The organism is Kitasatospora sp. NPDC096140 (genome assembly GCF_040303045.1).
In the GTDB taxonomy this organism is placed as follows: Bacteria; Actinomycetota; Actinomycetes; order Streptomycetales; family Streptomycetaceae; genus Kitasatospora.
This window is the reverse complement of record NZ_JBEOUW010000032.1, coordinates 60,428-72,162: the sequence shown is the minus strand read 5'-3', so window position 1 is coordinate 72,162 and position 11,735 is coordinate 60,428. Positions and strand designations below refer to the sequence as shown.

Genomic DNA, 11,735 nt, shown 5'->3' with positions numbered 1-11,735 from the left:
ACCGTACGTCCCGTCGTGCCCGCCGCGTGATGACCGGAGCGGGCGGCTCCGGGCGGGTCAGCCCAGGAGGACCGGGTCCTCGGCGAGCTCGGCGAGCAGGGCGTCCAGCTTGGCGCGGTCGACCGAGGGCATCACGAACACGTGCACGTAGCTGCGCCGGGTCGACTCGTCGCCGGGGACGAGCAGCACGTCCTGCGAGGACAGCGACCACTTCGCGACCAGTTCGGCGCTCGGCTTGCGGAAGCGCACGGTGACGGCGCCCGGGGTGCGGGCCGGCCAGAGCTCGACGCCGAGCTCCTGCTCCATGGCCTGCAGGCGCCGCTCCAGGTAGTCGGCGAGTTCCTGCGCGGTCCGGATCCGGTCGACCTGGTCCTGGTAGGAGTGGCGGGACAGGTGGTCCCAGAGGATCAGCGGCGAGAAGCCGTTGCGGGAGCCGGCGAAGGTGGTGTCGGGCGCGCCCGTGTAGTCCGGCTGGGACGGCGGCGAGATCTGGTACTTCACCTTGGTCATGTAGATGCCGCACGGCCACGGCGCGCCGGCCCACTTGTGGCCGCTCATCGCGATCGAGGAGACCATGTCGACCTCGCCGTGTCCGGCGGTGGGCAGGGCGAGCCCGAAGTCGAACTCGGGCAGCTCGGTCTCCGGCGTCCAGCCGTACGCCGGGTCCTGGGAGGCCATCCGCAGGAACGGTGCGTAGCCCGCGCCGAGCGCGCCGTCCACGTGGATCCAGAAGCCGCGGCGCACGTCGACCAGCGGCTCGCCGGTCAGCTCGTCCGTTCCGTACACCACCTCGCGCCGCACCAGGCCGTACTTCTCGAAGATCGGCAGCAGGCGCTCGCAGACCGCCCGGACGTCGTCGTGCGCGCCCTTGAAGGTGCTGCCGAGGTTGAGGTTGACGAAGACCGGGTGCCCCTTGGCGGCGAAGAACTCGACCAGCAGGGTGAGCGCGTCGACGTCGATCTCACCGGTGCCGTCCCACGCGAACCCGGACGGGCCGGGGCGGGACGGCACCTCGGCCGGCCACTCGCGGCGCCCGGTGGCCGGGTCGACCAGCGGGCACTCGTCCGGGTACAGCTCCAGGCCGACGGCCTGGAAGGTCTCGACGGCCAGCACGCGGACGGCCTTGGCGAAGGAGTAGTGGGTGTCCTCGGAGTAGAACGCGACCGGACGGTGCGCGTTCGGGTTGTGCCGGTCCGGCGCGGCCTGGACGTAGCGCAGCTCGTCCCGGGGGGCGGTCGGCGGGTGGATGAGCGCCTTGCCGCTGAGGTAGTCGCGGGCGTTCCAGAGCGCGTACATGTTGCCCTCGGTCGAGCCCATGGACAGCATGTAGCCCCAGTACGACTCGGGGTCGGCCGGGTCGTGCGGGCGCTCCGCGTGCCACAGCTTCGCGTAGTAGTCCAGGACGGCGCACTCGATGACCTTGGTGTTCGGCTTGTAGCCGCCGCTCTGGAACGGGTCTCCCAGGTTGTTGATGTTGTTCGGCATGAACCGGGCCAGGTCCAGCGCGGTGCCCTGCATGTCCTGGGTGGCCTGGTAGCCGACCAGGTGCTTGCGCTTGCGCGTCAGGTACTCGTCCACCGTGTCCAGGGCACGCAGCCGCCGCTCGTCGTCCAGCCCGGTCGCGGGGAGCACGAAGTCACCGCAGTCCAGCTCCGGGCCCGGGTCGACGGCGGTCGCCGCGGCGGTCCCGGCGGCGGTGTCGGTGTCGGGTGCGGCGAAGGTGGCGGTCGGGCTCATGGGCGGGGCACTCCGGGCGTGGTGGGAGATCGAGGAGCGGTCGCCGCTCGCGCCCAGGATGGAACTTTCCGGCGAATCCCGGAAGCTCTCCCGAAGAAGATTCGGTCGAAGCCCGAACAGGTTTGCTCATCGACGGAACCGGCTGGAATCCTGGCGGGTATGCCGAACAATCCGCAGCGCGGGCGGACCCCCATCGACGACACCGACCGGGCGATCATCCGTGCCCTGGCCGACAACGCCCGCCTCCCCAACAACGCCCTCGCCGAGCAGGTGGGCATCGCCCCGTCCACCTGCCTGGCCCGCGTCCGCGCCCTCCAGGAGCGCGACGTCATCCGCGGCTACCGCGCCGAGATCGACCCGGCGGCCATCGGCCTGCCGCTCCAGGCGATGATCTCGGTCCGGCTGCGCGCCCACACCCGCGAGCAGAACGAGAGCTTCCGCGGCACCGCCCCCGACCTGCCCGGCGTCCTGGCCGTCTTCCACATGGCCGGCTCCGACGACTACCTCCTGCACGTCGGCGTCGCCGGCCCCGAGGCCCTGCGCGACTTCGTCGTCGACCACCTCACCACCCACCCGGCGGTGGCCCAGACCCGCACCAACCTGATCTTCGAGCAGATACCGGGGCGCCGCTACCTGGAGCGCGCCTGACCACGGGGGCGCCGTCCGCGGCGGTGCTCCGCCGGGTCCGGACCTCGCCGGCGGCCGCTGAACCGGCCGGGACCGCGGCCCGTCAGGCGCCGGCCGCCAGCCGGCGGCCCTCGTCCAGGAACGCCGTGACGCCCGCCACGCCGCCGAGTTCACGGATCGTCCGGGCCGCACCGAACGGCGCGTTCCAGAACCCGCCCTGCCGTGGGGTGTGCGGGCCGACGTACGCGTACGGCTCCGGCCGGGACGCGTCGCCGGGCGAGACGCCGTAGTTCACGCCGTCGACGGTCACCCCGATGTCGAAGTGCTCGGGCCAGATGACCGGGTCCACACCGGGGAACAGCCCGTTCATGGCGGCGTCGCCGAGCGCGAAGCAGTGCGCGAGCCACCGGGCGGCGGTCGGGTCCACCTCGATCGTGTGGCCGCCGGCGCCGCCCGACCCCTCCCCGTACAGCCCCGCGGGCGCCCCGACCGTGATCCCGAGGGCCGCGCCGATGACGCTGCAGGTAGTCCGTTCGAGTGAAATGACCTGACCCGACGCGACCAGCTCCGCGCCGACCACCCGCAGCCTCGGCTCGACCGTGGTGGCGAAGCCGCCCGCGCAGGCGCGCAGCCGGATCGTGCCGCCGGCCCGGTACTGCGGCCCGGCCAGCACCAGCTCGGCCACCGCGTGCAGGGCGCGGCGGGTACGTACGACCGTCTCGGTGTCCATGGGGGCCATGCTCCCCCAGGAAGCCGGTCCGGTCACGGACGCCACGTCGGCGCTCCGCCGGCACCGTGCCGGACGGAAAACGCGTGGACTCCTCCGGCGCTCCCGCGGGAGACTGCGAACCCTTCCCTCTCCGAGTCTTCCTGACGAGCAGTCACGGATGCACTCGTGAGGGGAAGTTGATGGCCTTCCGTACGACACCATGGAGTCGGGATGGGATCGTCCGAATCACTCCGGGGAGCGCCGGGCAAGCGCTCGGTCCTCCTCGCACTCCGCTACTACGGCCGGGAGCTGTTCCGGCGCCCGGGCGTGACGCTGCCCGGCATGCTGCTGCCGGCCCTGGGCAACATCGGCATCAACTACCTCGCGCCCCTGGCCGTGGCGAAGCTCGTCGGCCGGATCTCCGGCCGGAGCGGGACGGACCTCGGCTCGATGCTGCCGTACGTCCTGGGCTTCGCCGCCGCCCTGCTGGCCGGGGAGGCGCTGTGGCGCGTCGGCCTGCACTACCTGAACCGCCTCGACGCCCTCGGGATCGAGCACCTGTACGTGACCGGCATGGACGAACTGCTCGCCAAGGACGCGGCGTTCTTCCACGACAACTTCGCCGGGTCGCTGACCAAACGGGTGCTGAGCTTCGCCTCCCGGTTCGAGGAGTTCGTCGACACGCTGACGTTCTCGGTCGTGGGCAGCCTCGTGCCGCTGCTGTTCGGCTCGGTGGTGCTGTGGCGCTACGAACCGCTCCTCGTGGTCGGGCTGCTGGCGATGATCACGCTGACGGCGCTGGTCGTGGCGCCGCTCGTCCGCCGCCGCCAGGCGCTGGTCGACCAGCGCGAGGAGTCGATCGCCAGGGTCTCCGGCCACGTCGCCGACAGCCTGATGAACATGGACACCGTCCGGGCGTTCGCGGCCGAGGAGGGCGAGGCCGCCGAGCACCGGGCCCGCGTCGCGGAGTCGCGCCGGCTCTCCCTGCGCTCGTGGGACTACGGCAACCTGCGCATCGACACCCTGGTCGCGCCGTTGTCGGTGCTCACCAACGCCCTCGGCCTCCTGCTCGCGGTGGCGCTCGGCGGGGGCGGGCACGGCGTCGAGGCGGTGGTCGTCGCCTTCACCTACTACAGCAACGCGACGCGGATCATGTTCGAGTTCAACCAGATCTACCGGCGACTGGAGCGATCGCTCACGGAGGCCGCGCAGTTCACCGAGCTGCTGCTGACTCCGCCCACCGTGCTCGACCCGGCCTCGCCGGAACCGCTGCTGCACCGGGACTCGGGCATCCGCTTCGAGCAGGTGGACTTCGCCCACGCGGGCGCGAACCCGATCTTCCGGGGCCTCGACCTCACGGTGCCGGGCGGGGCGAAGTTCGGGCTCGTCGGCCGCTCCGGCGGCGGGAAGACGACCCTCACCAGGCTGCTGCTGCGGATGACGGACATCGACGGCGGCCGGATCCTGATCGGGGGTCAGGACATCAGCCGCCTGCGGCAGGCCGACCTGCGCAGCCTGATCGCCTACGTCCCGCAGGACCCGGCCATGTTCCACCGGACGCTGCGGGACAACATCGCGTTCGCCCGGCCGGACGCCACCGACGCCGAGGTCCGCCGGGCCGCCGAGGCCGCACACGTCACGGAGTTCACCGACGCCCTGCCGCACGGCTTCGACACCATGGTCGGCGAGCGCGGCATCAAGCTCTCCGGCGGGCAGCGGCAGCGGGTCGCCCTCGCCCGGGCCATCCTGCGCGACGCGCCCATCCTGCTGCTCGACGAGGCGACCAGCGCGCTGGACTCGGAGAGCGAACTCCTCGTCCAGGAGGCGCTCTGGGAGCTGATGAAGGGGCGCACCGCGCTCGTGGTGGCGCACCGGCTGAGCACGGTCGCCAGGATGGACCGGCTCGTCGTCCTCGACCGCGGGCGCATCGTCGAGCAGGGCACCCACGAGGAGCTGCTCGCCTCGGAGGGCGCCTACGCCAAGCTCTGGCAGCACCAGTCGGGCGGCTTCCTCGACGACACCCGGGCGCAGGCCGACCTGCACTGACGCGCGCTCCCCGGCGGCGGCCGACCGCACCGTAGGGCGTCGACTCCCCGCAGGGCCGGTCGGCGCCGTACGGCCGTGTCGTGCTTGACTCGTGTGGTCGGCGCCAGCACAGTGCGGATCCATGACCACCGACGCGATCTTCCTGGGTCTGGGGCTGACCGTCGTGCTCGCGGTCGGCTCCCAGCTGCTGGCGAGATGGCTGCGCGTTCCCGCACTGATCGTCCTGCTGCCGGTCGGGTTCACCGCGGGCGCGCTCACCGACGACATCGACCCCGAGCGGCTGCTGGGCGCCACGTTCTCCCCCCTGGTGTCGCTCTCCGTGGCGTTGATCCTCTACGACGCGGGGCTCGGTCTGGACCTGAGGCACCTCCGGGGGCACGACCGGCGCGTCGTGGTCAGGCTGCTCCTGCTCGGCGTGGTGCTCACCGGGATCCCGGCCGCCCTGCTCGCGGCGCAGTTCCTGGGGATGTCCTCCCGTGCCGCGCTGATGCTCGGCGCGATCCTCGTGGTGAGCGGTCCGACGGTGGTCGGGCCGCTGCTCAACTTCGTGCGGCCGGTGGAACGGCTCCAGCGGATCCTCACCTGGGAGGGTTCGCTGATCGACCCGATCGGCGCGATCCTGGGCGCCCTGGTCTTCCACTCGATCGTCGCGAGCACCCATGACCACTTCGGCGAACGGACCGGCCAGCTGCTGCTGAGCCTGGCGGTCGGGTTCGCCGGCGGCCTGGTCGGATCGGTGGTGCTGTGGCTGCTGCTGGGCAGGTTCCGGATCCCCGAGCCGCTCGGTACGTCGGTGCAGCTGGCCACGGTGATCGGCACCGCGGCGGTCTGCGACACCCTCCGTGACGACACCGGACTCATCGCGGCCGTGGTGATGGGCATGGCCGTCGTCAACGTCCCGTCCTTCGACGTCCCTTCCCGCAACCCGTTCTTCGAGACGCTCGTCCAGCTGATCATCGGACTGCTGTTCATCTCCATCTCGGCGACGATCACCCCCGACACGCTCGTCGACGTCGTGCTCCCGACGCTCGGCCTGGTCGCCGTGCTGGTCGTCGTCGTCAGACCGCTGGTGGCGGCGCTGTCCACGCTCGGAACGGACCTCCCGCAGGGCCAGCGCGCGTTCATCGGCTGGATGGCCCCGCGCGGCATCGTCGCGGCCGCCACGGCCTCGACGTTCTCCACGACGCTGGTCGCGGACGGCGTCGGCGGGGCCGCGAAGATCCTTCCGGCGACCTTCCTGGTCATCGTCACCACGGTGGCGGTCTACGGGTTCACCGCGGTGCCGGCCGCGCGGTTGCTGGACGTCAGGCGTTCCGCCCGCTCCCGGCCGTTGCTGGTCGGCGGCGCGCAGTGGGTGGTGGAACTCGGCCGGGTGCTCCGGTCGGCGGGCCTGGACGTGCTGATGTGGGCCGGCCTCGAACCGGAGCGCGAACGGATCAGGGAGTCCGGCCTCCAGCTGGCGCCGGGTGAGCTGCTGGCGGCGGCCACCGGGCAGGGCGCGGAACTGGAGGGCATCACGGCCGTCCTGCTGCTGACCGACGAGGACGACTTCAACGCGCTCGCCTCGACGATCCTGCAGGGCAGCGTCGAGGGCCCCGTCTACCGCCTGGGGCCGCCGCACGGCAGCCATGGGGTGGTGGCCCCGTACACCGGCGGCGAGATCCTGTTCGGCGAAGCCCTGGTCCGGCCGGCGCTGGACCGCCGGTACGCCGACGGGGCGCCGGTGGTGGCGAGGTCCGCCGGCGGGACCGTCCCCGCCGGGTACGACCTGCTGTTCCGGATCCGCTCCGACGGCTCGCTCGCCCCGGTCGTCGGGGGCCGCGCGCCGGCCGAGGAGGCCGGGGACGTCCTGGTCCTGCTCGGCCCGGCCCGGCCTGCCGGGGCCGGGTCGGGCTGAGCCGGGCTGAGCCGGGCTGGGCTGAGCAGGGCTGGGCCGGGCGTCAGGCGATCGGGTCGTACCAGGCGTCGCCCGCGGGCAGCAGCGCGTCCGCGGCCCCGGGGCCCCAGCTGCCCCGGGCGTACGGGTGCACCGGGGTGGCGTCCCCCAGCACCGGGTCGACGATCCGCCAGGCGGCCTCCACGGTGTCCTGCCTGGCGAACAGCCAGCGGTCCCCGTCGAGGGCGGCGCCGATGAGCCGGTCGTAGGGGCGCATGTCGGATCCCGGCTGCTGCGCGAAGGAGAGCTCCTCGTGCTGGGCCGCCCAGGCCGCACCGGGGCGCTTCCCGGCGAGGGTGAGCGCCACCTGGGTCTCCGGCCAGACCCGGAACCTCAGGGCGTTGGCGGCCGGCCCGGGCCGCAGCCCGAAGACGTCGTGGGGCGCGGCACGGAACTTGACGCGGACCTCGGTGGCGGTGACCGGCAGGCACTTGCCGGCCCGGATGACGATCGGCACGTCCGCCCAGCGCCAGGAGTCGGACGCGAGCCGGACGGCGGCGAAGGTCTCCACGGTCGACCCCGGTTCGACCCCGGGCACCTGCTGGTAGCCCTCGTACTGGCCGCGCACGGTGGTCGCGGGGCTGAGCGGGCGCAGTGAGGACACCAGCTGGGCCTTCGCGTCCCGCCACGAGGACAGCCCCGACCCGGAGGGCGGGTCGGCCAGGACGCTCGCCAGGACCTGGAGCATGTGGTTCTGCACCACGTCGCGGATCGCGCCGGTGCGGTCGTAGAACCGGCCGCGGTCGGAGACGTCGAAGGCCTCGGCCATGGTGATCTGGACGCTCTCCACGTGGGTGCGGTTGAGCAGCGGCTCGACCACCGAGTTGGCGAACCGGGCGAACAGCACGTTCTCCACCGGGTCGAGCCCGAGCCAGTGGTCGACCCGGTAGATCGCGTCCTCCGGGAAGTACTCGTGCATGGTGGCGTTGAGCCGCCCGGCGCTCTCCAGGTCCGTCCCGAACGGCTTCTCGACCATCACCCGGGCGCCCTTGGCGCGGCCGGCGGTCGCGATGCCCCGGGCGATGCGCCCGAACAGCGGGGGCGGCACCTCCAGGTAGTACAGGGCGCTGCCGCCGGGGCCCATGGCCTCGGACATCGCCGCGTAGGTGGCGTCGTCGTCGAGGTCGCCGTCGACGTACCGCAGCAGTCCCAGCATCTTCTGCGCGGCTGCGGTGTCCGGGTCCATGCCGTTGAGGCGCAGCGAGGCCGCCGCGTAGTCGCGGAACTGCTCCAGGCCCCAGCCGCTCTTGGCCACCCCGACGACGGGGACGTCGAGCACGCCGCGCTCGACCAGGCCGACGAGGGCCGGGAAGGTCTCCAGCTTGGCCAGGTCTCCGGTCGCACCGAAGATCACCAGCGCGTCCATCCGATCGGTCGCCATCTCGGTCTCTCCTGCTCTACTTCAGTCGGGCGGCGATGAGGTCGCCGACCCGGAGGGCGTTGGCGATGGCGGTCAGTGACGGGTTCACCGCGCCGATGCTGGGGAAGAAGCTGGTGTCCACGACGTAGAGGTTGTCGAGGTCGTGGGCCTTGCAGTCCACGTCGAGGGCGGAGCTGCGGGGGTCGTCGCCGAAGCGCACGGTGCCGGCCTGGTGGGCGGTGGCGCCGATGGGCATGCCCTTGTGCAGGTAGATGCTGTGCGGCAGCAGGTGGTGCTCGTGCATGCCGAGGTGGCCGAGCATGCCCTGGAGCTTGTGCCGGAGCCGTTCCAGCCCGGCGGTGTTGTTCTTCTCGTCGAGGGCGAGGTGGATGTCGCCGTCGCGGTCGAGGGTGACCCGGCTCCCGGGCAGCGGGAGGTCCTCCCCGCACAGCCAGAAGTCCACCGAGTGGTGCGCCAGCACCTCGAACGGCAGGTCGGGCGTGACCGTGCCCGCCCAGCGCGGCGCCTCGCCGTGGATCTGGTCGGTGTCGGACTTGCCGAGCATCTGGATGCCGCCGAGCGGGTAGTCCCAGTCGTCGGCGCCCAGGTACCAGTCGTGCAGGGCGAGGGTCTTCTGGAAGCGGGTGGGGTTGGGCTCCCTGGAGACCGCCATCAGCGCCAGGTTGTTGTGCCGCATGTAGTGGCGGCCCACCACGTCCGAGCTGTTGGCCAGCCCGCCCGGATGCCGGTCGTTGGCCGAACGCAGCAGCAGGGCGGCGGAGTTGACGGCTCCGCAGGCGACCACCACGATGTCCGCGCGGAAGGTCGTCACCGTCCCGTCCGTCAGCTCGGCGACGACCCCGGTGACGGTGCGTCCGGTCGGGTCGGTCTCCAGCCGCCGTACGTTCGCGCCGGTCACCATCGACACGTTGCCGTGCTCCAGGGCGGGGTCGACGCAGATGACCTGGGCGTCGGACTTGGCGTCGAGCAGGCACGGGAAGCCGTCCACCCGGTCGCAGCGGATGCAGGCGCTGGTGCGGGTGGCGTTGCCGTCGCCGTCCTGGGTGAGGTTCACCCCGATCGGCAGGTGGAACGGGTGCAGGCCCTTCTTCTCCAGGTCGTCGCTGAGCTGCTGGATGCGGGGCTCGTGCTCCACCGGCGGGTGGGCGTACTGGGCGCTGAACGGGCCCTCGGTCGGGTCCTCACCGTGTCGCCCGTGGACCAGGTAGAGGTGCTCGGCCTGCGTGTAGTACGGCTCCAGGTCCTCGTAGCGGATCGGCCAGGCGGGTGAGATCCCGCCGTGGTGGCGGAGCTCGCCGAAGTCCTCGGGCCGCAGCCGGAACAGCGCGGCGCCGTAGAACTTGGTGTTGCCGCCGACGTAGTAGTTCACCTCGGGCGGGAACCGGTCGCCGTGCTTGTCGTACCAGAACTCGGGGGCGCGGTAGCGGCCCTGGACGAAGACGGCGGTGGAGTCCCAGTTGTCCCGTTCCCGCGGCAGGTAGTCACCGCGTTCCAGGATCAGGACGCGCTTGCCGGTGGGGGCGAGCCGGTGGGCGAGCGTGCCGCCGCCCGCGCCGGTGCCGATCACGATGACGTCGTAGTGCTGGTCGTCGGCCACGCGGGCCCGCCCTTCGCGCCGGTGGGGATATCGGACATTCACTGCAAGACCGGAAGGTAACGGGCGGCCGCGCGGGGCAGGGCGCGACGGGCCCCGCGGGCGGCCGCGTTCACCTGATCGCCCCGGCGCGGGCTCCGGATCCGGCCCGCGACCGGGCCCGTGGCCGCGCCCGCACCGCGCCCGTACCTCCGACCGCGGGCAGCCGGCTGCGCGGGGCCGGCTGCGCCATCCGGTGGGCGGGCCGCCGGAGCTCGCCGTGTCACCGCGCGCCTCCCGCCCCGGGCTGCTTGCCTGGGACGATGAGTCAGCTCGACCTCGCCCGGCTGCAGTTCGCGATGACGTCGATCTACCACTTCCTCTTCGTCCCGGTGACGATCGGCCTCGCGTTCCTGATCGCCCTGCTGCAGACCGTCTGGTACCGCACCGGGCGGCCCGACTACCTGCGGCTGACCCGCTTCTTCGGGACGCTCCTGGTGATCAACGTCGCGGTCGGCGTGGTGACCGGCCTGGTCCAGGAGTTCCAGTTCGGCATGGACTGGTCGGGCTACTCGCGCACGGTCGGGGACGTCTTCGGCGCACCGCTGGCGATGGAGGGGCTCGCGGCCTTCTTCCTGGAGTCGACGTTCCTCGGGCTGTGGATCTTCGGGTGGGACAAGCTGCCGAAGCGGGTGCACCTGGCAACGGTCTGGGCGGTGGCGGCCGGCAGCGCGCTGTCGGCGGCGTTCATCATGGCGGCCAACTCCTGGATGCAGCACCCGGTCGGCTACACGATCGACCCGTCCACCGGCCGGCCGCAGCTGAGCGACGTCTGGGCGCTGTTCACCAACCCGGTGTTCCTGCGGGGCTATCTGCACGCCCTGCTGGCCTCCCTGGTGACCGGGGCCATGGTCATGCTCGCCGTCTCGGCCTGGCAGCTGCGCAAGGGGGCCGACCCCGGGCTGTTCCGGCCCTCCGCCCGGCTCGCCCTGGTCGCGCTGACGCCCGCCCTGCTGTTCGCCATGCTCGTCGGCAGCGAGCTGGGCGTCACCGAGGGCAAGTACCAGCCGATGAAGATCGCCGCCGCCGAGGCGCAGTGGGACACCTGCCAGCCGTGCGCGTTCTCGGTCTTCCAGATCGGCGGCGGCAAGAACGACCAGGACCCGACGAAGTTCATCGCCATCCCGCACCTGCTCTCGCTGCTGGCCACCAACAGCTGGAACGGCCAGGTGCTCGGGCTCAACACCGTCCAGAGCCAGTACGAGCAGGAGTACGGTCCGGGCGACTACGTGCCCAACGTCTTCATCCAGTACTGGTCCATGCGCGTCATGGCCTACCTCGCCACGCTGGCCCTCCTGGTCGGCCTCTGGGGGCTGTGGCTGCTCAGACGCGGACGACTGGGCTCGTCCCGTCTCTTCCTGCGGGTCGCCCAGTGGGCGGTCGTGCTGCCGTTCCTCATGAACACCGCGGGCTGGCTGCTGACCGAGAGCGGCCGCCAGCCGTGGATCGTGCAGGGCATGCAGCTCACCAGGAACGCCGTCTCCCCGTCCGTCGACACGACCGACGTCGTGATCAGCATCCTGGTGTTCTTCCTGCTCTACGCCGCGCTGGCCGCCGTCGCCGGCGTGCTGCTGGCGCGGTACGCCCGCAAGGAGGCCGCTGCGGCTCCGAACGAGGACCAGCCCGTCCCCGCCGTGACCTACTGAGGTCCCGACTCACCCCGAGG

At 72.2% G+C, this 11,735-nt stretch carries 8 protein-coding genes; 4 read left to right on the top strand and 4 right to left on the bottom strand.

All coding sequences use genetic code 11. The features are described 5' to 3' along the window. Nucleotides 1–57: 57 nt before the first annotated feature. A complete protein-coding gene (locus ABT048_RS28710) occupies nucleotides 58–1,737 on the bottom strand; it encodes a PLP-dependent aminotransferase family protein (RefSeq protein ID WP_350524433.1) in 1,680 nt (559 codons plus the stop codon). Nucleotides 1,738–1,896: 159 nt separating this feature from the next. Here ABT048_RS28710 and ABT048_RS28705 point away from each other — a divergent pair, with 159 nt between their 5' ends. Continuing rightward, nucleotides 1,897–2,385, top strand: coding sequence for an Lrp/AsnC family transcriptional regulator (locus ABT048_RS28705; RefSeq protein ID WP_350524432.1), 489 nt, complete (start codon nucleotides 1,897–1,899; stop codon nucleotides 2,383–2,385). 82 nt (nucleotides 2,386–2,467) lie between these two features. Here the strand turns inward: ABT048_RS28705 and ABT048_RS28700 are convergent, their stop codons facing one another. After that, nucleotides 2,468–3,094 (bottom strand): hypothetical protein, encoded by a 627-nt coding sequence (locus tag ABT048_RS28700; protein ID WP_350524431.1) that lies wholly within the window; start codon nucleotides 3,092–3,094, stop codon nucleotides 2,468–2,470. Nucleotides 3,095–3,304: 210 nt separating this feature from the next. On the opposite strand from ABT048_RS28700, the gene ABT048_RS28695 reads away from it, so the two are divergent. Both ABT048_RS28695 and ABT048_RS28690 read left to right on the top strand, forming a co-directional pair. After that, on the top strand, nucleotides 3,305–5,119 hold the full coding sequence (locus tag ABT048_RS28695; RefSeq protein ID WP_350524430.1) for an ABC transporter ATP-binding protein: 1,815 nt from the start codon (nucleotides 3,305–3,307) through the stop codon (nucleotides 5,117–5,119). A gap of 121 nt (nucleotides 5,120–5,240) precedes the next feature. Then, nucleotides 5,241–7,016, top strand: coding sequence for a cation:proton antiporter (locus ABT048_RS28690; RefSeq protein ID WP_350524429.1), 1,776 nt, complete (start codon nucleotides 5,241–5,243; stop codon nucleotides 7,014–7,016). 43 nt (nucleotides 7,017–7,059) lie between these two features. On the opposite strand, the gene zwf is transcribed toward ABT048_RS28690, so the two are convergent. Both zwf and ABT048_RS28680 read right to left on the bottom strand, forming a co-directional pair. Continuing rightward, nucleotides 7,060–8,436: a glucose-6-phosphate dehydrogenase gene (gene zwf, locus ABT048_RS28685; protein ID WP_350524428.1), complete on the bottom strand. Its 1,377-nt coding sequence runs from the start codon at nucleotides 8,434–8,436 to the stop codon at nucleotides 7,060–7,062. Between the two features lie 16 nt (nucleotides 8,437–8,452). Continuing rightward, complete coding sequence (locus ABT048_RS28680; RefSeq protein WP_350524427.1) at nucleotides 8,453–10,033, bottom strand: GMC oxidoreductase; 1,581 nt, start codon at nucleotides 10,031–10,033, stop codon at nucleotides 8,453–8,455. 299 nt (nucleotides 10,034–10,332) lie between these two features. Here ABT048_RS28680 and ABT048_RS28675 point away from each other — a divergent pair, with 299 nt between their 5' ends. Next, a complete protein-coding gene (locus ABT048_RS28675) occupies nucleotides 10,333–11,715 on the top strand; it encodes a cytochrome ubiquinol oxidase subunit I (protein WP_350524426.1) in 1,383 nt (460 codons plus the stop codon). The last annotated feature ends 20 nt before the right edge of the window (nucleotides 11,716–11,735 follow it).

Coding starts and splice junctions, on each gene's coding strand:
- ABT048_RS28710 (WP_350524433.1), bottom strand. CDS start 1,737: ATGAGCCCGACCGCCACCTTCGCCGCACCCGACACCGACACCGCCGCC.
- ABT048_RS28705 (WP_350524432.1), top strand. CDS start 1,897: ATGCCGAACAATCCGCAGCGCGGGCGGACCCCCATCGACGACACCGAC.
- ABT048_RS28700 (WP_350524431.1), bottom strand. CDS start 3,094: ATGGACACCGAGACGGTCGTACGTACCCGCCGCGCCCTGCACGCGGTG.
- ABT048_RS28695 (WP_350524430.1), top strand. CDS start 3,305: ATGGGATCGTCCGAATCACTCCGGGGAGCGCCGGGCAAGCGCTCGGTC.
- ABT048_RS28690 (WP_350524429.1), top strand. CDS start 5,241: ATGACCACCGACGCGATCTTCCTGGGTCTGGGGCTGACCGTCGTGCTC.
- zwf (WP_350524428.1), bottom strand. CDS start 8,436: ATGGCGACCGATCGGATGGACGCGCTGGTGATCTTCGGTGCGACCGGA.
- ABT048_RS28675 (WP_350524426.1), top strand. CDS start 10,333: ATGAGTCAGCTCGACCTCGCCCGGCTGCAGTTCGCGATGACGTCGATC.